The 22,249-nt window shown below is 39.3% G+C and carries 24 protein-coding genes and 1 other annotated feature (1 of these 25 running past the window's edge); of the genes, 20 read left to right on the top strand and 4 right to left on the bottom strand.

The genetic code is table 11. From position 1 onward, the window contains the following. From fabG to AC4PG0_RS09815, 17 genes are all read left to right on the top strand, one after another. Complete coding sequence (gene fabG, locus AC4PG0_RS09735; protein ID WP_003769287.1) at positions 1–744, top strand: 3-oxoacyl-[acyl-carrier-protein] reductase; 744 nt, start codon at positions 1–3, stop codon at positions 742–744. Between the two features lie 106 nt (positions 745–850). After that, a complete protein-coding gene (locus tag AC4PG0_RS09740; RefSeq protein ID WP_003723866.1) occupies positions 851–1,084 on the top strand; it encodes an acyl carrier protein in 234 nt (77 codons plus the stop codon). A 197-nt stretch (positions 1,085–1,281) separates the two neighbouring features. Continuing rightward, complete coding sequence (gene rnc, locus AC4PG0_RS09745; protein ID WP_003762908.1) at positions 1,282–1,971, top strand: ribonuclease III; 690 nt, start codon at positions 1,282–1,284, stop codon at positions 1,969–1,971. 22 nt (positions 1,972–1,993) lie between these two features. After that, the gene (gene smc / locus AC4PG0_RS09750) at positions 1,994–5,554 is read left to right on the top strand and encodes a chromosome segregation protein SMC (RefSeq protein WP_160464565.1); all 3,561 of its coding nucleotides are present in this window, start codon (positions 1,994–1,996) and stop codon (positions 5,552–5,554) included. Positions 5,555–5,568: 14 nt separating this feature from the next. Continuing rightward, positions 5,569–6,555, top strand: coding sequence for a signal recognition particle-docking protein FtsY (gene ftsY, locus AC4PG0_RS09755; RefSeq protein WP_003769286.1), 987 nt, complete (start codon positions 5,569–5,571; stop codon positions 6,553–6,555). A gap of 112 nt (positions 6,556–6,667) precedes the next feature. Next, on the top strand, positions 6,668–7,000 hold the full coding sequence (locus AC4PG0_RS09760; protein WP_003762903.1) for a putative DNA-binding protein: 333 nt from the start codon (positions 6,668–6,670) through the stop codon (positions 6,998–7,000). Between the two features lie 12 nt (positions 7,001–7,012). Then, on the top strand, positions 7,013–8,365 hold the full coding sequence (ffh, locus tag AC4PG0_RS09765) for a signal recognition particle protein (RefSeq protein WP_003769283.1): 1,353 nt from the start codon (positions 7,013–7,015) through the stop codon (positions 8,363–8,365). A gap of 141 nt (positions 8,366–8,506) precedes the next feature. Next, positions 8,507–9,403, top strand: coding sequence for a tyrosine/lipid phosphatase LipA (lipA, locus tag AC4PG0_RS09770; protein ID WP_492167983.1), 897 nt, complete (start codon positions 8,507–8,509; stop codon positions 9,401–9,403). Positions 9,404–9,894: 491 nt separating this feature from the next. Beyond that, positions 9,895–12,744, top strand: coding sequence for an Lmo1799 family Asp-Ala repeat surface protein (locus tag AC4PG0_RS09775; RefSeq protein ID WP_492167984.1), 2,850 nt, complete (start codon positions 9,895–9,897; stop codon positions 12,742–12,744). A gap of 73 nt (positions 12,745–12,817) precedes the next feature. Then, positions 12,818–14,476 (top strand): glycoside hydrolase family protein, encoded by a 1,659-nt coding sequence (locus tag AC4PG0_RS09780; RefSeq protein ID WP_045553293.1) that lies wholly within the window; start codon positions 12,818–12,820, stop codon positions 14,474–14,476. A 102-nt stretch (positions 14,477–14,578) separates the two neighbouring features. After that, positions 14,579–14,851: a 30S ribosomal protein S16 gene (rpsP, locus tag AC4PG0_RS09785; RefSeq protein WP_003767413.1), complete on the top strand. Its 273-nt coding sequence runs from the start codon at positions 14,579–14,581 to the stop codon at positions 14,849–14,851. Positions 14,852–14,867: 16 nt separating this feature from the next. Continuing rightward, positions 14,868–15,098 carry a KH domain-containing protein gene (locus AC4PG0_RS09790; protein WP_003728421.1) on the top strand — a complete coding sequence of 77 codons (231 nt, stop codon included), beginning with the start codon at positions 14,868–14,870 and terminating at the stop codon, positions 15,096–15,098. Positions 15,099–15,207: 109 nt separating this feature from the next. After that, complete coding sequence (locus tag AC4PG0_RS09795) at positions 15,208–15,942, top strand: gamma-glutamyl-gamma-aminobutyrate hydrolase family protein (RefSeq protein WP_003762892.1); 735 nt, start codon at positions 15,208–15,210, stop codon at positions 15,940–15,942. Between the two features lie 27 nt (positions 15,943–15,969). Continuing rightward, complete coding sequence (locus AC4PG0_RS09800) at positions 15,970–16,356, top strand: YlqD family protein (protein ID WP_492167653.1); 387 nt, start codon at positions 15,970–15,972, stop codon at positions 16,354–16,356. Positions 16,357–16,365: 9 nt separating this feature from the next. After that, the gene (rimM, locus tag AC4PG0_RS09805) at positions 16,366–16,884 is read left to right on the top strand and encodes a ribosome maturation factor RimM (RefSeq protein WP_003772415.1); all 519 of its coding nucleotides are present in this window, start codon (positions 16,366–16,368) and stop codon (positions 16,882–16,884) included. Next, on the top strand, positions 16,884–17,621 hold the full coding sequence (gene trmD, locus AC4PG0_RS09810; protein WP_003762885.1) for a tRNA (guanosine(37)-N1)-methyltransferase TrmD: 738 nt from the start codon (positions 16,884–16,886) through the stop codon (positions 17,619–17,621). The genes rimM and trmD overlap by 1 nt, the downstream gene beginning before the upstream one ends. Positions 17,622–17,639: 18 nt before the next feature. Continuing rightward, entirely contained in the window at positions 17,640–18,029 is a 390-nt protein-coding gene (locus AC4PG0_RS09815) for a hypothetical protein (protein ID WP_003762883.1), read from the top strand. A 31-nt stretch (positions 18,030–18,060) separates the two neighbouring features. Here the strand turns inward: AC4PG0_RS09815 and AC4PG0_RS09820 are convergent, their stop codons facing one another. From AC4PG0_RS09820 to AC4PG0_RS09830, 3 genes are read right to left on the bottom strand one after another with little or no spacing between them, the layout of a single operon-like run. Then, on the bottom strand, positions 18,061–18,777 hold the full coding sequence (locus AC4PG0_RS09820) for an MBL fold metallo-hydrolase (protein WP_033533943.1): 717 nt from the start codon (positions 18,775–18,777) through the stop codon (positions 18,061–18,063). Between the two features lie 20 nt (positions 18,778–18,797). Further along, positions 18,798–19,385, bottom strand: coding sequence for an NAD(P)H-dependent oxidoreductase (locus AC4PG0_RS09825; RefSeq protein WP_003772420.1), 588 nt, complete (start codon positions 19,383–19,385; stop codon positions 18,798–18,800). Further along, on the bottom strand, positions 19,385–19,819 hold the full coding sequence (locus AC4PG0_RS09830; protein WP_010991014.1) for a MerR family transcriptional regulator: 435 nt from the start codon (positions 19,817–19,819) through the stop codon (positions 19,385–19,387). The genes AC4PG0_RS09825 and AC4PG0_RS09830 overlap by 1 nt, the downstream gene beginning before the upstream one ends. 206 nt (positions 19,820–20,025) lie before the next feature. Between AC4PG0_RS09830 and rplS the strand changes: the two genes are divergently transcribed. Further along, positions 20,026–20,370: a 50S ribosomal protein L19 gene (gene rplS / locus AC4PG0_RS09835; RefSeq protein WP_003762876.1), complete on the top strand. Its 345-nt coding sequence runs from the start codon at positions 20,026–20,028 to the stop codon at positions 20,368–20,370. Between the two features lie 101 nt (positions 20,371–20,471). Continuing rightward, complete coding sequence (locus AC4PG0_RS09840) at positions 20,472–21,047, top strand: VanZ family protein (RefSeq protein WP_112120368.1); 576 nt, start codon at positions 20,472–20,474, stop codon at positions 21,045–21,047. 31 nt (positions 21,048–21,078) lie between these two features. Here AC4PG0_RS09840 and AC4PG0_RS09845 read toward each other — a convergent pair whose 3' ends face one another. Next, a complete protein-coding gene (locus AC4PG0_RS09845; protein WP_003772428.1) occupies positions 21,079–21,441 on the bottom strand; it encodes a winged helix-turn-helix transcriptional regulator in 363 nt (120 codons plus the stop codon). 149 nt (positions 21,442–21,590) lie between these two features. Here AC4PG0_RS09845 and AC4PG0_RS09850 point away from each other — a divergent pair, with 149 nt between their 5' ends. Continuing rightward, entirely contained in the window at positions 21,591–22,124 is a 534-nt protein-coding gene (locus AC4PG0_RS09850; RefSeq protein ID WP_492167654.1) for an NAD(P)H-dependent oxidoreductase, read from the top strand. Between the two features lie 73 nt (positions 22,125–22,197). Then, positions 22,198–22,249 (top strand) — a sequence feature (ribosomal protein L20 leader region) (it continues 87 nt past the right edge of the window).

Raw genomic sequence — 22,249 nt, forward strand, 5'->3', positions numbered from 1 at the left:
ATGACTTTACAAGGCAAAGTAGCAGTAGTAACAGGTGGATCGCGCGGAATCGGTCGTGACATCGCCATCAAATTAGCTAAAGAAGGCGCAAATATTTTCTTCAATTACAATGGTAGCCCAGAAGCTGCGGAAGAAACAGCAAAACTCGTTGCCGAACATGGTGTAGAAGTAGAAGCAATGAAAGCAAACGTAGCGATTGCTGAAGATGTGGATGCATTTTTCAAACAAGCAATCGAGCGCTTTGGTCGTATCGACATTTTAGTCAATAATGCGGGAATTACGCGTGATAATTTATTAATGCGCATGAAAGAAGACGAGTGGGATGACGTTATTAACATCAACCTAAAAGGAACTTTCCTTTGTACAAAAGCAGTAAGTCGTACAATGATGAAACAACGCGCTGGTAAAATTATCAACATGGCTTCTGTTGTTGGCTTAATTGGTAATGCAGGTCAAGCAAACTATGTTGCAAGTAAAGCAGGCGTAATTGGTTTAACAAAAACAACTGCTCGTGAACTTGCTCCACGTGGTATTAACGTTAATGCTGTTGCTCCTGGTTTCATTACAACAGAAATGACAGACAAATTAGATGATAAAACAAAAGAAGCAATGCTAGCTCAAATTCCGCTTGGTGCTTACGGAACAACCGAAGATATTGCGAATGCAGTTCTTTTCTTAGCAAGCGATGCATCGAAGTATATTACTGGCCAAACACTATCCGTTGATGGCGGAATGGTAATGTAAAATTGGTTAATGAATGCGAATTTACTTGGCTCGCATTACTTTAAATATTTTTGTTTACGTAGGAGAAATAATCCTATATAATACTTGGAGGGAGGTGAAGTGAAAAATGGCAGAAGTATTAGAAAAAGTTACAAAAATCATCGTAGACCGTCTAGGTGTCGAGGAATCCAAAGTAACTTTAGAAGCTTCCTTCAAAGAAGATCTAGGTGCAGATTCCCTAGATGTTGTTGAATTAGTAATGGAACTTGAAGACGAGTTCGGAGTTGAAATCTCTGATGGCGACGCTGAAAACATTAACACAGTTGGTGATGCAGTGAAGTACATAGAGGCAAACGCATAAAACTTTATGTGACCGGATAAATGAGGGTGCCCGTGTTACTTATCTTTGCTGTGGTAACTTCCGCACGTGAGATAAGTAGTACAGGTAGCCTCTTTTTCAAGGTTAAGAAGATTTGTTGGTTCATTTTCTAAGCAGCTTTTTGCTAGTGGCTGTTTAGAAAATGAACTTGCTTACTAGTATAGAGAGGGGCAAGTGAAATGAATCAATGGGAAGAATTACAAGAAAGTGTTGGTTTTGATTTTCAAAATGTGGAATTATTACAACAAGCATTCACACATTCCTCATATGTCAATGAACATCGCCGGGAAAATGTGAAAGATAATGAGCGCCTAGAATTTCTTGGTGATGCAGTTCTTGAACTAACTGTTTCAGACTATCTTTTTAATAAATATCCAGATATGGCAGAAGGACACATGACAAAAATGCGTGCAGCTATTGTATGTGAACCTTCCTTAGTAGAGTTCGCGGAAGCAGTACATTTCTCTAAATATGTGCGTCTAGGTAAAGGAGAAGAAAAAGCAGGTGGGAGAACACGCCCAGCTTTACTTGCTGATGTATTTGAATCTTTTATCGGTGCACTATACTTAGATAATGGTATTGATAAAGTCGTGAAATTTCTAGAACGAGTTATTTTTCCGAAGATTGATGCAGGTGCATACTTGCAAACAGTCGATTACAAAACGCAACTACAAGAGATTGTTCAACGGGACCGTGATGTCTTGATCGAATATGATATTCTTGGCGAAACAGGACCAGCACATAATAAAGCATTCGATGCCCAAGTTATTGTTAACGGACAAGTACTTGGAAAAGGCAGCGGTAGAACAAAAAAACAAGCAGAACAAAGTGCGGCACAATTTGCTATAAATCAACTAACACATAGATAAACAAAAATGGAGGTGTCCGGACATGTTATTAAAACGATTAGAAATGAATGGCTTTAAATCCTTTGCTGACAAAGTTGCGATAGATTTCGTGCCCGGCATGACTGCAGTTGTAGGGCCAAATGGTAGCGGGAAAAGTAATATTACAGAAGCAATCCGCTGGGTACTTGGTGAGCAGTCCGCTAAATCGCTCCGTGGTGGCCGAATGGGCGATGTTATTTTTGCTGGAAGTGATACGCGTAAACCAATTAATTTTGCAGAAGTATCGCTTATTCTCGAAAATGAAGACCATTTTTTACCACTTGATTATAGCGAAGTAGCTGTAACTAGACGTATTTACCGTAATGGTGATAGTGAATTTTTAATCAATAAAGAAAATTGTCGACTGAAAGATATTGTCGATTTATTTATGGATTCTGGACTTGGGAGAGAGTCTTTTTCGATAATCTCACAAGGGAAAATCGATGAAATTCTGAACAGTAAGCCAGAAGAACGCCGCTCGATTTTTGAAGAAGCAGCCGGCGTACTTAAATACAAACATCGTAAAAAACAAGCTGAAAATAAATTATTTGAAACCGAAGAAAATTTAAATCGTGTACAAGATATTTTATATGAATTAGAAGGGCAACTGGAGCCGCTCGAAATGCAAGCTTCTATTGCCAAGGATTATTTATTCCAACAAGAAGAACTAGAAAAATACGAAGTGACGTTACTTGCGAGTGAAATCAGTTCTTTAACAGAAAAACTAGCTGAAGTCCGTAAAGAGTTTGGTGAAAATCAAACGGTTTTAATTAAGCTACGCGAAGAATTACATGCGGAAGAAGCAATTGTTTCCCGTGAAAAACAAGCGCTTAATGAAACTGATATTGCGCTAGATAATTTACAAGAGCGTTTGTTAGTAGAAACCGAAAAACTCGAACAACTAGAAGGAGAGCGGAATCTTCAATTAGAACGTAAAAAACATAGCAGTGAAAACGAACAAGTCTACGCAGAAACATTGGCTGCAATTACGGAAAAAATTACTGCTCTTGAAGAACAAAAAGAAGTGCTAAGTAGTTCAAAACTCGAAAAAGAAACGGCGCTTGAAATTGCCGTAAAAGCGAAAAAAGAACTAGAAGCGACACTTTCAAAATATGATGATTTATCCGAAGAAGCGATTGAAAACCGCAAAAGTGATTATATTGATTTACGACATACGCAAACGACAATCAATAATGATTTAGGGTATATCGAACGCCAAATCGGACAAATTACTAGCCGAATTGATAAATTAGATTTAGAAAATAGTCAACATGTCGATGAAAGAAAAGATATGTTAGCTCAAATTGAGACAACGAAAACGCACCTTACAAAAATCCAAAGCGAGCTCACAGAACAAATGGAAATATACCGTGAAGTGCAGCAAACATTGGCAAAACAAGAAGCTGTTTTTGGAACACAAGAACGTGCGCTTTATAAACATTATGAAACAGTTCAACAAATGAAATCACGGAAAGAAACCTTAGAAGAATTGGCAGATGATTATGCCGGATTTTTCCAAGGCGTGCGTGAAGTATTAAAAGCAAAAAAAGAAATTCCGGGCATATTGGGAGCTTTAGTAGAACTTATTGAAATACCAGCAAAATATCAACAAGCTATGGAAACAGCGCTCGGAGCAAGTGCGCAAAATGTCGTTGTTGAAGATGACCGAGTTGCTCGTGAAGCAATCAGCTTTTTAAAGAAAACGAAAAGCGGTCGCGCAACATTTTTACCACTTTCAACTATTCAACCTCGAGAATTACCAGCAGCAACTAAAAACGCTTTAAGTAATCAACCAGCTTTCATCGCGCTTGCTAGCGAAGTAATTTCATTTGACCAAAAAGTGTCTCCAGTGATTTTAAACGCGCTCGGTACAACGATTTTAGCGAAAGATTTAAAAGGGGCAAATACGCTCGCTCGTTTAGTAAACTTCAGGTATCGCATTGTGACACTTGAAGGTGATGTGGTTAATGCCGGTGGTTCAATGACTGGTGGAGCAACAAAAGGCGGCAAATCGTCTATCTTAACGAGAAAACACGAATTAGGTCAATTAGCAGAAAAAATCGCTGAATTAAATAATTCCACTCGTGAACTCGAGTCTGCTGTTCAAGTTGCCAAAGATAGCATGTCGAAAAAACGAGAAGAACTTGAAGAAACTCGTGTTATTGGTGAAAATTTACGTTTACAAGAAAAAGAATTGCTTGGTAAATTAGATCGCGAAACCGAAAATCTAGAACGTTTTAACAAACAATTACAGCTATATGATATTGAAAAAGCAGATGGCAGCGAAGAATTAAACAAACTGCTGGAACGAAAAGAAACGCTACTTCAAGAGCAAGTAGAAATCGCTAAACAAATCGAAAAAACCGACGAAGAAATAAAAGCGATGACATCTTCAAGTAAAGCACTAGAAAGTAAACGTACAGCAGATTTAGAAAGCTTGTCGTCCTTAAAAGCGCAAATTGCCGCTAAACGTGAGCAGTTACAGTCTGCCGTCGAAGCAGTAGACCGCGTAACAACGACATTACATGAAAACTACGAACAAAAAGAAGCAGCTGAGCAAAAACTTGCTTCCTTAAAAACAAATCTATCAAGTGTCCATACAAGCGAAGAGTCTGCTAGAAAATCCATCGAAGAACTTCGTAAAGACAAAGCAGAGACAAGTGAAAAACTAAATCAAACAAGACAAACTCGCACCGAACTACAAGAAAAAATCGAACTACTAGAAGCTGAGTTGACGCAAAAAAATAACCAAATTAGTTTTTATGTGGAACAAAAAAATAATGCGGAAATAAGCATCGGTCGTCTCGAAGTAGATATTACTAACCGAATCGATCGCTTGCAAGAAGCCTATTTACTAACACCAGAGCAAGCCGAAGAAAAAATCTTGCCAGAAGTAGATACGGAACAAGCGCGTTCTAAAGTTCGTTTATTAAAACGTTCGATAGACGAGCTCGGAATCGTTAATATTGGCGCTATTGAAGAATTTGATCGCATCCAAGAACGCTTTGACTTTTTAACAGGACAACAAGCGGATTTACTTGCTGCAAAAGAAACCCTCTTTAAAGTTATGGACGAAATGGATGAAGAAATGAAAATTCGTTTCAGTGAGAGTTTTGAAGCAATAAAAACAGAATTTGCCATTGTTTTCCCAGAATTATTTGGCGGAGGAAGTGCGGAACTCGTACTACTTGATCCAGAGAATCTACTAACGACAGGGATTGACATCGTCGTTCAACCACCAGGGAAAAAACTACAAAACTTATCGCTTCGTTCTGGCGGAGAGCGTGCATTAACTGCGATTGCATTACTTTTTGCTATCATTCGTGTTCGACCAGTACCATTCTGTATTTTGGATGAAGTAGAGGCGGCCTTAGATGAAGCCAATGTTACACGTTTTAGCCGCTACTTAAAACAATTTGAGTCAGGCACTCAGTTTATCGTTATCACGCACCGAAAAGGAACAATGGAAGAAGCGGACGTCCTTTATGGTGTCACAATGCAAGAGTCCGGCGTCTCCAAATTAGTTTCGGTTCGCTTAGAAGAAACAGCCGAACTCATTAAATAAAAGGAGTATATAAAATGACCTTTTTTAAAAAATTAAAAGATAAAATTACCCAGCAAACCGATTCTGTTTCAGGAAAATTTAAAGATGGTTTATCAAAAACTCGCGGTAACTTTTCCGGGAAGATCAATGAAATGGTCGCTCGTTATCGTAAAGTAGATGAAGATTTCTTTGAAGAACTAGAAGAAATTCTTATCGGAGCAGATGTCGGTTTTGAAACAGTAATGGAATTAGTCGATACACTTCGCCGTGAAGTACAATTAAGAAATATTAGCGACCCAAAAGATGTACAAGAAGTTATTGTTGAAAAACTAGTTGATATTTACCAAGGCGACGAAAAAGAAGACGAAACTTTGCATATTGAAGAAAATGGTCTAACTGTTATCTTATTTGTTGGTGTTAATGGCGTTGGTAAAACAACCTCTATCGGAAAAATGGCACATCGTTTTAAACAAGAAGGTAAAAAAGTTATGCTTGCGGCGGGAGATACATTCCGAGCAGGTGCAATCGATCAACTAGAAGTCTGGGGCGAACGAACAGGTGTCGATGTTATTAAACAAGCTGAGGGAAGCGATCCTGCTGCTGTCATGTTTGATGCCGTTCAAGCCGCCAAAGCTAGAAAAGCAGACATCTTACTTTGTGACACAGCCGGCCGTTTGCAAAATAAAGTCAACCTGATGAACGAACTTGAAAAAGTAAAACGTGTCATTACGCGTGAAATTCCTAATGCGCCGCACGAAGTTTTACTAGTCCTTGATGCTACAACTGGCCAAAACGCCTTCGTTCAAGCAAAACAATTTAAAGAAACAACAGACGTGACAGGTATTATCTTAACAAAACTCGACGGGACTGCAAAAGGTGGTATCGTCATAGCCATCCGTAATGAACTCGATATTCCAGTAAAATTCGTCGGACTCGGGGAACAAATGGACGATCTGCAAGCCTTTGATGCAAATGAATATGTGTATGGCTTATTTGCTGATATGGTTGATAACGAAAAATAATCAGAGAAAGCCGAATGATGCTCGTCATTCCGGCTTTTTTCTCTTTTATTTAACCTTCCTTGACATTCCCGTGATTTCCCCGTATCCTTTAAAAGGAGAGAGGTGAAATGCCTTGTTTGAGAAGACAAACCGTATGAATTTATTATTTGATTTTTACCAAGAATTACTAACAACAAAACAAAAATCGTATGTTTCTTTTTATTACTTGGATGATTACTCACTAGGCGAAATTGCCGAAGAATTTGAAGTGAGTAGACAAGCTATTTATGATAATATTAAAAGAACAGAAGAAAGCCTAGAAAAATACGAAGAAAAACTAGGGATGTTAAGAAAATATCAACAACGAGAAAAACTCTTTGATCAATTAGAAGCACAATTAACCAAGAAGAATTTTCTGGACGAGCAAGTGAAAGATACGCTCGAACAGCTTAAAAATATCGATTAGGAGGCCAGAATCATGGCATTTGAAGGACTAGCTGGAAGACTCCAAGAAACAATGAACAAAATTCGCGGTAAAGGGAAAGTAAACGAAGCTGACGTAAAAGAAATGATGCGTGAAGTTCGTCTTGCTTTACTAGAAGCCGATGTTAACTTTAAAGTCGTTAAACAATTTATTAAAACAGTAAGCGAACGTGCAGTTGGCGCGGACGTAATGAAAAGCCTAACACCCGGTCAACAAGTAATTAAAATCGTTCAAGAAGAATTAACAAGCCTCATGGGCGGCGAAGAAAGTAAAATCGGAACAGCTGATCGCCCGCCAACCGTTATTATGATGGTAGGTTTACAAGGAGCTGGTAAAACAACCACTTCAGGAAAACTCGCTAATTTATTACGTAAAAAATATAATCGTAAACCTTTACTAGTCGCAGCAGATATTTACCGACCTGCAGCAATCAAACAATTAGAAACACTTGGCAAACAATTAGATATGCCAGTATTTTCTCTAGGCGATCAAGTAAGCCCAGTAGAAATCGCGAAACAAGCTATCGCTAAAGCAAAAGAAGAACATTTAGATTATGTCATTATCGATACAGCCGGTCGTCTTCATATCGACGAAACACTGATGGATGAATTAAAACAAGTGAAAGAAATCGCTACGCCAACTGAAATTTTACTCGTAGTTGACTCAATGACTGGGCAAGACGCAGTAAACGTGGCCCAAAGCTTCAACGAACAATTAGAAATTACCGGCGTTGTATTAACAAAATTAGACGGTGATACACGTGGTGGGGCAGCACTTTCCATCCGTTCAGTCACAGGAAAACCAATCAAATTCGTTGCTACCGGTGAAAAAATGGAAGCAATCGAAACGTTCCATCCCGATCGTATGGCTTCAAGAATTCTCGGCATGGGTGATGTACTTTCTCTTATTGAAAAAGCACAAACTGATGTAGACGCAGAAAAAATGAAAGCTATGGAACAAAAAATGAAAGACAACAGCATGACCTTAGATGACTTCTTGGACCAGTTGCAACAAGTAAAACAAATGGGACCACTAGATGAACTACTAAAAATGATGCCAGGGGCAAACAAAATGAAAGGCCTCGACAACATGCAAGTAGATGATAAACAACTTGGTCACATCGAAGCGATAATTAAATCTATGACCAAAAACGAAAAAGACAATCCAGACATCATCAATGCGAGCAGAAGAAAACGAATTGCTCGCGGTAGCGGACGCCCAATTCAAGAAATCAACCGCCTCCTAAAACAATTTGCTGAAATGAAAAAAATGATGAAGCAAATGACTGGTGGAGGAAAAGGTAAAAAAGGTAAAAATCCATTCGGCAATTTCAAAATGCCATTTTAATTCAAAAAGCCAAAACCCTAATGCGGTTTTGGCTTTTTTCATACCTTAACATCCTGCAAATCATTTCTTTACAAACCCTTTATTCAACCAATAAATTCCATTGTTATAATTACAATTAAGCTTACAAAAGGAGGAGAAAGAATGAGAAATTGGGTAAAAGTAACAGGAGCAGGTGTATTAAGCGCAACATTATTACTAGGGGGATGTGGAACTCAGTCAGAAGAAAAAGCAGAAGCGAATGTTAAAACCGAAAAAACACTCCAACCAGGTAGTCAAATAAAATTACAAGGGGCAGTAAACGTTCGTGACTTAGGTGGTTACAAAACAACAGATGGTTTAACAATCAAACCACATAAATTAATCAGAAGCGCCGAACTTGCCACTTTAAGTGATTCAGATAAAAAGAAACTCGTAAATACATATGACCTTTCGCATATAGTTGATTTTAGGACAAATACCGAAGTGAAAGCCAAACCAGATCCAGAACTTACGGGAGTCGATTATACACATGATTCTGTGATGAAAGATAACGGAGCATCCACGAGCACGCAAGATTTAACCGCCAGTCTAGCTAAAATGGATAATCCCGAAACCTTTCTAATTAATGCTAATAAAAGCTTTATTACAGATGAAACTTCTATTCAAGCCTACAAAGAATTTTTTGAGATACTACTAGCGAATCAAGATGGCTCAGTTCTTTGGCATTGTACAGCCGGAAAAGACCGAGCTGGATTTGGAACTGCTTTAGTCCTCTCGGCACTAGGTGTAGATAAAAACACTGTAATAGACGATTACATGTTATCCAATAAATACCGTGCTAGTGAAGATGAAAAAGCAATCCAAGCAGTCGCAGCTAAAACAGATAATAAAAAAGTTATCGACGGGATGACAGCTGTAATGGAAGTTCGTGAATCTTATATCAATGCCGCTTTCGATGAAATTGATGCTAAATATGGTTCGATGGATAACTTTTTAAAAGAAAAACTCGGACTAACTGATGATAAAAAAGAGCAACTTAAAAAAGCATATCTTTACTAAAAAAAATGGCCCTTTCAAAGAGGGCTATTTTTTTTGCGTACAAATAGATTTAAAGTGAGGAACCATTTTAAAAAGATTTGTATACAATTTAAAGACAATTCATGTAAAGTTGGATTTAGTAGATATATTTACCTATTAAAGACCAGTGCTAAAGTTTAAATATAAGCCTTAAATGCGCATATTTGTATAACTTTTAGACTAATGATATTGAATTGAAGTATTTTTTCTTTCTAGTACTTTTTACTTTAATTTTTAAAAATATACTATATAGTAAAGTTATCTAACGGGTTATAACATTAAATGAAAGGTTCACTTAGATACATAAAAAGAAAGGAGGGGCATTTTGCTGAAATGATTTTAATCTGATATTGGATAAAGGTTCAGGGGATACTTAATAGTTAGCTTATTAGTAAACAATAATTAAATACCTTTATTCTGTTTTCAGTTATTTTTCAAAATCAAAACTTATTGATTTTTAAGGGGGAAAAATGATGAAAAAACAGCGTGTGGATTACAAAAGGAAACTTGACCAAAAGCGAGCGCAAAAAGCAAAATTAATTGCTGCTCTAATTACAACAACAACAATGATGGTAGCACCTGTCACAGTGAATTATGATTCTTTTAATCACAAATTTGCCCTCAGTGGTATTCAAGCGGATGCAGCAACGATTGATTTACTTGGGAATTCAAGCTTGAATACACAATATGCGAATGGGAAATTAGTGATTACTCTATCAGGGAACCAATTAGTTAGTGCGAGTGCTGTGTCTACGTATTACCCGTATTTTGAACTGCCTAGCGAATTAACTTCTATTTTGAGTAATCCAAATATAAAAGCAAATACAAAAATTGATTATAAAATTGCTTATTTAGGAATTGGGAATATTGGGTTATTTAATCAAGGAACAGTTAATGGTAGTTCAAATAATTTCTTCATTGATACTAGTAGAAATGCAATTGGGGCAAGAGTAAATCATTTACTGGGAGTTGGCGTTAGTAGTGTATCTACTTTTACGCTAACAATTGATTTACTAGCGCTCGGTGTTACGGCTCTTCCTAGTGCAAATGATGGAAAATTGGATTTCGCAGCTAGAACTGGCGATGGACTATTGGATGTTGATTTGTTGAATAGTAACGCAGCTCGTGGATTTATTGCGACGGATGTTGGGGATGCGGATGCCGACGCTGATGCGGATGCTGATGCAGATGCCGATGCAGATGCAGATGCCGACGCTGATGCGGATGCCGACGCGGATGCGGATGCCGATGCTGATGCGGATGCCGACGCGGATGCTGACGCCGATGCAGATGCTGATGCGGATGCCGACGCGGATGCTGACGCCGATGCCGATGCGGATGCGGATGCTGACGCCGATGCGGATGCTGACGCCGATGCCGACGCTGACGCCGATGCTGACGCCGATGCAGATGCTGATGCGGATGCCGACGCGGATGCTGACGCCGATGCGGATGCTGATGCGGATGCCGACGCTGATGCGGATGCGGATGCGGATGCTGACGCCGATGCCGACGCTGACGCCGATGCTGACGCCGATGCAGATGCTGATGCGGATGCCGACGCGGATGCTGACGCCGATGCGGATGCGGATGCGGATGCCGACGCTGATGCGGATGCGGATGCGGATGCCGATGCGGATGCCGATGCTGACGCAGATGCGGATGCGGATGCTGACGCCGATGCGGATGCGGATGCGGATGCTGACGCCGATGCCGATGCGGATGCGGATGCGGATGCTGACGCCGATGCGGATGCTGACGCCGATGCGGATGCTGACGCCGATGCGGATGCTGACGCCGATGCCGACGCTGACGCCGATGCTGACGCCGATGCGGATGCGGATGCCGACGCGGATGCGGACGCCGATGCGGATGCGGATGCCGACGCCGACGCTGATGCGGATGCGGATGCTGACGCCGATGCGGATGCCGATGCGGATGCCGATGCTGACGCCGACGCCGACGCTGATGCGGATGCGGATGCTGACGCCGATGCGGATGCCGATGCGGATGCCGATGCTGACGCCGATGCCGATGCGGATGCCGACGCGGACGCCGATGCTGATGCGGATGCGGATGCTGACGCTGACGCTGATGCCGACGCTGATGCTGATGCGGATGCTGACGCTGACGCTGATGCGGATGCCGACGCTGATGCGGATGCGGATGCCGACGCTGATGCCGACGCCGACGCTGATGCGGATGCCGACGCTGATGCGGATGCCGACGCCGATGCGGATGCTGATGCGGATGCTGACGCTGATGCCGACGCTGATGCTGATGCTGATGCCGATGCGGATGCTGATGCCGACGCTGATGCTGATGCCGACGCTGATGCGGATGCCGACGCCGATGCGGATGCGGATGCTGACGCCGATGCCGACGCTGATGCGGATGCGGATGCCGACGCTGATGCGGATGCCGATGCCGACGCCGACGCTGATGCGGATGCCGATGCGGATGCTGATGCGGATGCTGACGCTGATGCGGATGCTGACGCTGATGCCGATGCAGATGCGGATGCCGACGCTGATGCCGATGCCGACGCTGATGCTGACGCCGATGCGGACGCGGATGCCGACGCCGATGCCGATGCGGATGCCGATGCCGACGTAGATATCGACTGGAGAGATTTCCTAGTTGAAAAACCAACTGTCAATCCAATTTATGAAGGAACTAAAACTATTACAGGTTCTTCTATCTATAAAAACCTTAATATGAATACCCTATTAAAATCATTACAAAGAGATGCTCCAGCCGGAACAGTTTTCTATATTAATTTAACGCTTCCGGATGGCACAGTCATTGGCAATGTATTAATTAATTCAGATGGAACCTATACAATAAATATTCCTAATTATAATTTGAAAGCTGGAGATGTTATCCACCTTCAAGTAACTGCTAAATATGGTGACGAAGTAAAAACAAGTGATGATGTAGCAGTAACAGTTCAACCATTAGTTGATTCGGATGCTGACGCTGATGCAGATGCTGACGCCGATGCTGACGCCGATGCCGATGCTGACGCCGATGCCGATGCTGACGCTGACGCTGACGCTGATTCAGATGGAGGAGGTACTAACTCTTCTAATAACGGTGGAACTACTGGAACAGCAAATGGAGGTACGGGCGTAACCGTTTCTAATATGAGTACAAACGGCTCCGGAACAATGCTTTCCTCAGGCTACAGTGCTGATGGAACTACAAGTATTTCCGCAAGCGACCTTCCATCCACAGGGGATACTAGTAGCAGTCTTCCTTGGGTAGGGCTTGGACTCTTCTCATTAGCTGGCGCGTTCTTACTACGTCTTTTCCGTAAATAAAGCCACAAAACATCGATTCCCTGCTGCTAAGTAAGTTTAAGCAGCAGGGAAATTATAAAAAGGAGTGGTACATATGCCTTGGAGAGGTGTACTTGATGAACTTGAAAATAAAATTATTGATCAATTAACAGAAGCAGAAGAGCACGCCACTTACAACGGGAAATGGCATGGTTTTCTAACAATAGGTTATAAAAATAAACGAGCGACAGTAATCAACTTTAGCTATCTTTGTTTAGCAAATTTAATTAATGAAATGAAAAAAAGTGCATTGAAAAATCAAACCGAAGAAGCAATTTCATTTAAAATGGATATTGCGGTGAATTATCAACTCGAAAACTTAGGGGAATGGAATAGAAAAGCTTTAAAAACAAAGAAAAATTATTATAGACGAGGCATTGCCTTAAATGAAAATTTTAAAATAGCTTTAATGGAACAGGAAATTAATGCGAACGCTATCCTTTTACCTGGAGATGAAGGACTAGCTATCAACGTTGAAAATATGAATAGATATTTAATTCAAGCCAATAAAAATCAAGCCCAATTAAACTTAACCATCGATTCTAGTGTTGTCACTTTCGAAACAGTAGGATGGTTTTTTGATGGAAAGAACATTCATGAATTAGAAACAGCTAGTTTAGACCACGGACGTAGGAAAGTAGAATATTTGACGCCAGAAATTATTTCTACATTAGTTGAAAATGCTGGAGAATATTTGGCGCATCAAGTAAACACAACTGGGGAATTTAACTATGGTTGGTTTGCTTGTTTTGACAAAAAAATCAAACATTATAATAGTTTGCGCCATGCCAGTACTACTTATTCCATGTTAGAAGCATATGAATTAACGGGAAATAAAGCTATTTTAGAAGCCGCAACAAAGGCTTTAACATACCTTGAAAAACACTTTATTTATGAAAAAGACGACATGGCCTTTCTTATCGAACCAGAACTTCGTGAAGTAAAATTAGGTGGTTCAGCCGCGACTCTACTAGCTTTAACTAAATATATGCATATTACTAGCACTAAAACATACTTACCTCTTTGCCGAAAAATAGCAAATGCAATTCTCTCATTACAAGACGAAAATGGAAAGTTCACACATGTGTTAGAATATCCATCATTAGAAGTAAAAGATATTTTTCGAATTATTTATTATGATGGGGAAGCTGTCTTTGGCCTACTTCGCCTATATGAAATTGACCGCGATTCCAAATGGTTAGACGCAGCAGCCAAATCTTTTAATCACTTTATACAAGATAAATACTGGCAAAATCACGATCACTGGTTAAGCTACTGCGCCAATGAAATTACCAAATATATCAAAGACGAAGCTTACTATGAATTCGGACTGCAAAATGCCTTTGACAACTTACCATTTATTTACGAGCGCGAAACCACTTTTCCAACATTTTTAGAGCTTACCGTTGCTACAAAAGAAATGACACTGCGGATGGAAGCGGAAGGACAACAAGCATTATTAACATCTTATTCGCTGGAAAATCTTGAAAAAACAATTACAAAACGCGCACTTTATCAATTAAATGGTTACTTTTATCCAGAGCTTGCGATGTACTACAAAAATCCAGCCAGAATAGAAGGGAGTTTCTTCATTCGTCACCAGTCTTTCCGCGTGAGAATTGATGATGTTGAGCATAATATTTCCGGATATGTGAGATATTATCAACTATTAAAACAAGGAAAACTAAGCACTGAAGCCGAAAGTGTCCGCTGAAAAGAAAAAAATATCCTCTGTAAAGAAAAAACACTTTACAAACAAATCCTTTACTGGTAATATATATACTTGTGTAAGACTTTATGGAGGTGTAATTAAACTATGGCAGTTAAAATTCGTTTAAAACGTATGGGTTCTAAAAAGAAACCTTTCTACCGTATTGTAGTCGCTGATTCTCGTTTCCCACGTGATGGCCGTTCAATCGAAACTATTGGTACTTATAATCCATTACTTGATCCGGTTGAAGTGAAAATCGACGAAGAAGCAACTTTGAAATGGATGCATAATGGTGCGAAACCATCTGATACAGTTCGCAATCTTCTTAGCCGCGAAGGTATCATGGAAAAATTCCATAACCAAAAATTAGGTAAATAAGGAGGTCTCGGCGCGAATGGAAGAACTCATTCTCTCAATCGTGAAACCCCTTGTTGACCACCCGGAAGACGTTGTTATCACGCCAGAAGAAACGGATACTTCGTTAACCTACAAATTGTCTGTCAGTAAAGAAGACATGGGACGCGTGATTGGTAAGCAAGGTCGTATTGCAAAAGCGATTCGTACTCTTGTCTATGCAGTTGGCTCCAAAAACGATAAGAAGATTCGTCTTGAAATTATCGAATAACAAAAACTCGTCAAATTGGCGAGTTTTTTTATAACTTTTTTTAATAATCATCAGAGAAGCAATTACCTCACTAAATGTTGTAAAATAAAATAGAAATGGAGGAATTGTTATGAAGCCAGTTATTGGAATTACAGGAAATAGATTAGTCAAAGGAGTGGACGTGTTTTACGGACACCGTGTAACTTATACACAACAGCGATATGTAGATGCTATTCAGAAAGTTGGCGGATTTCCTATCGCGTTACCAATAGATGACCCGTCTACTGCCGTTCAAGCAATTTCTCTCGTAGATGGTTTACTTTTAACCGGTGGACAAGATATTACACCGCAATTATATTTAGAAGAACCGTCCCAAGAAATCGGGGCATATTTTCCACCGCGCGATAGCTATGAAATCGCCTTAGTCCGAGCAGCTTTGGACGCTGGAAAACCTATTTTTGCGATTTGCCGCGGAATGCAACTTGTCAATGTTGCACTAGGTGGCACGCTGTATCAGGATATTAGCCAAGTTGAAACGAAAGCACTCCAACATCTGCAACGTGTCGATGAGCAACTCGGCTCCCATACAATCGATATTGAACCTACAAGCGAACTCGCAAAACACCACCCAAATAAAAAACTAGTTAACTCACTCCATCACCAATTTATCAAAAAATTAGCACCGAGTTTTAAAGTAACGGCCCGGACTGCTGACGGGATGATTGAAGCAGTGGAGGGTGACAATTTACCAAGCTGGTATTTAGGTGTTCAGTGGCACCCGGAATTAATGTTCCAAACAGATCCAGAAAGTGAACAATTATTCCAAGCTTTAGTAGATGAATCCAAAAAAACTATGGTAAAATAAGGACATAATCGCTAGTGGAGGTGTCCTGTGGAAATCATCCAAAAAGTTGTCGTCAAACAAATTCTGACAGAAACAAGTAAACAAGAATTAATCGAGTATTATACCGAACAAAAACGACAAATTGAACAAGAATGCGATCAGTTGCATTTTGAACAAAAGAAAATGGAACGAAAAAGCAAATTTCAACCAGAACGAGTGGCTGACTATTTCACACATGAACTTGAAGTGCGCCGAGAAAAGAAAAAATTAATCCAGTTTCAAATGGAGCAATTAGAAGTACTTGAACTTGGTAGTGAAATTCGCGAACGAGAAATGGAAACAATCATTGATATACAAGTAGGAGACAAGTGGGATAAATCCATTTTCGATAAAACAATCGTTGTGAGAGATGGAATCATAGTAGAAATACGCTAGAGGTGACTTATGGAGAAAATGTATAATGTAGGAAAAATTGTTAATACGCATGGCTTAATCGGTGAAATTCGTGTTATCGCGACGACCGATTTTCCAGAAGAACGGTTCCAAGTTGGGAATACCGTGTACTTATTTGAAAAAAACAGCAAAAAGCCTGAAAAACTAATTATTCGTTCACACCGCAAACACAAAAACTTTGATTTGCTTATGTTTGAAGGACTTACCGGCATTCATCAAGTAGAGCGTATGAAAGAAGGCGTTCTTAAAATCAAAGAAGCGCAACTAACCGATTTAGAAGAAAATGAATTTTATTTCCATGAAATCATTGGTTGCACAGTTGTGACGACTGACGGAGAAGAGCTTGGCGAAATCACAGAAATTCTAACACCAGGCGCAAATGATGTATGGGTTGTAAAAGGCGCAGACAAAAAAGAAAAACTCATCCCTTATATTGCCGATGTAGTTAAAGATATTAATACTAACGATAAAAAAATTACCATTGAAGTAATGGAAGGGCTGCTAGATTAATGAAAATCGACATTCTATCCATTTTTCCAGATATGTTTTCGGGAGTGACTGGGAGTTCCATTATTAAAAAAGCAATCGAAAATGAGCGGGTCGCGGTTGAAGTAACTGATTTCAGGGAATATGCAGAAGGAAAGCATCAGGTTGTCGATGATTATCCTTATGGTGGTGGGGCAGGGATGCTCCTTAAAGCCCAACCAATCTTTGATGCCGTTCAAGCGGTCAAAGATAAACAACCAGAAACAAAGCCAAGAGTTATTTTAATGGATCCAGCCGGTAAACGCTTCGACCAAAAAATGGCAGAAGAATTTGCAGAAGAAGAACATCTTGTTTTTATTTGTGGTCACTACGAAGGATACGATGAGCGAATTCGCGAACACCTTGTTACAGATGAAGTTTCGATAGGGGATTATATTTTAACAGGTGGCGAAATTGGTGCAATGATTGTGATGGACAGCGTTATTCGTCTTTTACCAGGTGTACTTGGAAATAAAGATTCAGCTGTGACGGATTCTTTCTCCACCGGTTTGCTTGAACATCCACACTACACACGACCAGCCGATTTTCGCGGAATGAAAGTACCTGATATTTTACTCAGCGGAAACCATGCTTGGATAGAAGAGTGGCGCGATAAAGAATCACTCAAAAGAACTTACGAACGCCGACCAGATTTACTTAAAAACTATCCCTTAACAGACAAGCAAAAAACTTGGCTCAAAGAATGGTCTGACAGTAAATAAAAAAGGACGTGATTTTAAATGGCAATCTTCGGAACTCCAGATGAAAAAGAAGCTAAAAAATCCGAACGACAAAAAGAACGAGAAGCCTATGTGCAAGAAGAAAATGACCAAAAGCGAATAGGTCAAAGATGGCAGGATATTCAGGTCTCAACAGGACCCATAAATGTTAATCATGATATTCTAACCGTTGTTTTCGCCAAAAGTGTTCGCCCAAGAATTAAAAGCGATCCAGAAGCGTACTTAGAAACAGTAGGCTTTGAAAATTTACTACAGGAATTGCAAAAGAAAGCTTTAGATGCAGGCGGAAATGGCTTAATTCATTGTTCATTCACTGAGCAATTCGTCGACGGGCTTGTATATCAACTGGCATATGGAACAGCCGTGAACATTAAAATTACGAGATTCTAAAAAAAGACTAGAAAGCCGGGTAACTGGTTTTCTAGTCTTTTTTATTTGTTAGTTGTGTTTTTGCACGCTGAATGATGCTTAATAAATCAAAATCACTCATGGATTTAACAGGTCCGTGACCACAAGCGATTTCAGTCACATCTACCAGCTGCAACTTTTCCGCGGAAGCAATACTCGTTTCTAAGTCCCAAGATCCCATCGCAGGAAAAGGAAACAAAATCCGTTTCTCCCCACAAATAGCTGCACCACCACGAGTTTGAAATAAATCACCAACGAATAAATGCCCATTACGCTCATCAAAAAAAGAAATCGAGCCAGGTGTATGTCCGGGTGTATCCATAATTAATAATGAACCTACCATATCACCATCTTTTAATAGTTGATCAATTTTTACTGGAAATTGATCAGGATAACTACCCTTTAACGGTTTTTGAGCTTCAAAAGCATAAATCTCTTTTGTTTCTACCAGCAATTTTTCTCTGCTTCCAACCATCAAAAGGGCTTCTGGAAAAGCTTCTTTAAGTGCAACTAAACCGCCAATATGGTCGCCATGCCCATGTGTCAACAAAATTCGTTTTAAAGGTAATTTCAGTTTAGTAATAAGTGAAATTATTCCTTTTGCATGAGATAAAATCCCTGTATCAATTAAAGTTAAACCATCTTTCTCCAAAACTAAGTAACAATTTACCGGAAAAAGGTGCGGCAATGTTGTTATTTGCCAATATTGATGTTTCGCAGTAACTTTCATTCCAAAACCTTCTTTCTACATTACTTTTTTAATAAAAAATGTAAATCTTTTTTAGCTGCTCGAGCAATTTTTTTATCATAGTATTCATTTGATTTTCTAATGGAAAGATCAAGTCGGTCAATTGAAGTCGTCTTAACAGAAAGGACGCCACTCATCCAAAGTGGGTAGCGGAGGGCAGTAAGGGCAGGACGAGCGAACAGCCGATGTTGTAACTCCATCCCGCCAATCGTATAAATTAAGCGCGCTCGTTTTTTTCGCCAAGGACCGGTCAGTAAATATTTTTTATCTTTAAAACTATAACTCTCGCCGCGCCAAAACAAATGATCAATTACACCTTTTAGTACAGCTGGAACATTAAACCACCAAACGGGATAAGCAAATAGCAGCAAATCAGCCGAACTGGCATCTTGTTTTAAGTTGGTCATTTCGGTAGTTTGTTCAGTTCGGTAGCCCTCAGGTAAATTTGGATCAAAAGCCAATTCGCGAATATCATACGTTTTTATCTCGATTGCTGAGTGTCCTTGAAAAAAAGTTAAATACTTATGAAACAGTTCTCTTGATGTTCCTTTTTCTCGCGGGTCACCCATTATTGCTACAACTTTTGCCATTAAAATCCGTCCTTCCTGATGTCAGTGAAAATATGTTCCACAAAGGTATTTACATCTTTTTGAACAGTCGAATAGTCTTGTACATCATCGATTTGAGGTAATTCTTCTAAAAGGGCGGCGATTTTCGTATAGTGTGCAATAGTTTGTTTAATCTCTGCTGCTTTAAGGGCAAGCAATTCTTTCGACGCCGTATTACAAGCAACAGATGGCTCGCTTCTTAACCATTCCATCATTAATTTTATTTCGGCAAGGGAGAATCTGGCATACTTCATCACCAAAATAAACTTTAATTCTAGTAAATGTTGTGCGTTATAAACACGATACCCGTTTTCCAGCCGATTAGGTACTATTATCTTATTTTTCTCATAATATCTTAGTGTGTCTGCCCGAATTCCAACGCAAGCAGCCATTTCTTTTACTGTCCATTGTTCCATGTTCGACACCTCCATTTGATATACTTAAGGTAACATTAGACCATACTCCAAGGTCAAGTTTTTTATTAAAGAAAAAGTAAGAAAAAAACTTTACAGCGAATCTAGTTTATGGTAACCTAAATAAGGTGACTGGAGAGACCAGTCTGATAACGATATTCCGCTTCATTATTAATATGAATGAATGTTTGTTGGAAGGAGAGAAAAACATGAACAAACTGATTGATGAAATCACAAAAAGTCAACTAAACCCAGATGTTCCAAGTTTCCGTCCGGGTGATACTGTACGTGTACATGCGAAAGTAGTCGAAGGTACTCGCGAACGTATCCAATTATTCGAAGGCGTTGTAATCAAACGTCGCGGAGCTGGAATCAGCGAAACTTTCACTGTTCGTAAAATTTCTAACGGTGTTGGTGTGGAACGTACTTTCCCAGTACATACTCCACGTATCGCGAAATTAGAAGTTATCCGTCGTGGTAAAGTACGTCGTGCGAAACTTTACTACCTACGTAACCTACGTGGTAAAGCGGCTCGTATTAAAGAAATTCGTTAATCATTTAACGGCTGAAACCCTTGAGAAATCAAGGGTTTTTGTTTTACTAATTATTAGACAAACATCCGAAAGAATATTAACTACAGATTAGGAGAACTATTATGCTTAGATTTTCTGGATTATTAATAACAATCGCTTTAATTATATATATTGTCTTTTTCTTATGGAGATGGTTGAAAAGGCACGACACAAAAAAAACAATTTTCTTCAAGACTTGTTTTTATGTGTATACGTGTGGAGTAATCAAGTTTACGATGTTTCCTATTATGCTAGATTCTTTTCTAATTGAGGATACAAAAAAATATGCAACTGGTTCCTATATGAATTTAATACCATTTAATTCCATAGGCGAAATGTTTATGGAAGGGAGAGAATATGCTAGTTTCCAAATAGTCGCAAATTTTATTATGTTTGTTCCCCTCGGAATACTTTTACCATTATGTTTTCCAAAATTAACATGGAAAAGTGTTTTCGCTATAAGTTTTATAGCAACCGTTGGGATTGAATTTGCCCAGTTATTACAAGACCTTATTTATCAAGCGCCTTTTAAATTTGTAGACATTGATGATGTAATATTGAACTTTTCTGGCGGGATTTTCGGCTACATAGTTTATGTTATAATTCGACCTTTATTAAGAAAAATGAATTTATGCCCAATTGTAGAAAAAAACAGCTAGTATATAATCCTAGCTGTTTTTTTCGATTTATTTACTGAAGGTTATAAGATTTTTCGATTAGTGTCACTGGTTCTCCTTGGCTGTTTCTAAGTGCGATATTTTCTTTTCCCCACTGACACATCGTATCAACTATAGCATTTAAAGTAAGCCCGTAAGCAGTTATACTATACTCGACTTTAGGTGGAAGCTCATTATACACCGTACGATCAATAATCCCATCTCTCTCTAATTCCCTTAGTTGCTGAACTAGAACCTTCTGTGATATTTTCGGAATACATCTTTGCAGCTCGCCAGTCCGCTTAGTCCCTTGAGCAAGAAAACAAATAATCAAGGGTTTCCATTTTCCACCCATAATATCGAGTGTAGCTTCTACACCTAAATTATAAACTTTCATTTGTTTTCCTCCTCCGATTTAGATACTTGCAAATAATACCACTTATAGACACTTACTTACAAGTAACTAAGCCACTTTCGAGTGTGTATTTACTTTCTTTCAAAACTAAATTACGATAAATAATAACGATAGAATAAAGGAGTAATCGAATGAAAACATTAGTTATTATCGCACATCCGAATATCGAAAATTCACGCGTAAATAGAGTATGGAAAGAAGCTCTTTTAAAAAGTACAGAAGAGTTGGCAATTCATGAATTATATGAAGTTTATCCTAACTGGGATATTGATGTAGCCTTTGAACAACAACAATTGCAAAACTACGATAAAGTCATTATCCAATTTCCATTTTATTGGTACAGCTACCCGCCGTTATTAAAAAAATGGTTCGATGATGTCTTTTCGCATGGTTGGGCTTATGGTTCAAGAGGGGACAAGATGGCTGGGAAAAAGCTTGCTCTTGCAATTTCAATTGGCGATAAAAAATACAATTATAAAGAAGATGCGCCAATTGGCTATTCACTAGATACATTACTTACACCATTTCTAGCAACAATAAACCACATTCGAGCTGACTATAGAGGGGCTCACACGATATATGGCAGCTCCTTTGAAGTGACAGATGAAGAAATAGTAGAAAATGCGTATGTGTATGCAAACAAGTTTATTAAAACGTTAAATTAGCTTTCTGAGTATATTTCTAATAATTCACCTTGACACCAAAAATCCCATATGATATAGTAAGTAAGGTTATTAAACAAGAAAGAAGAAGCAACCCGCTTCTCGCCTCGTTAACACGAACGTTTTCA

The sequence above is a fragment of the Listeria sp. MAN/IMW/UF464 genome (assembly GCF_058683955.1).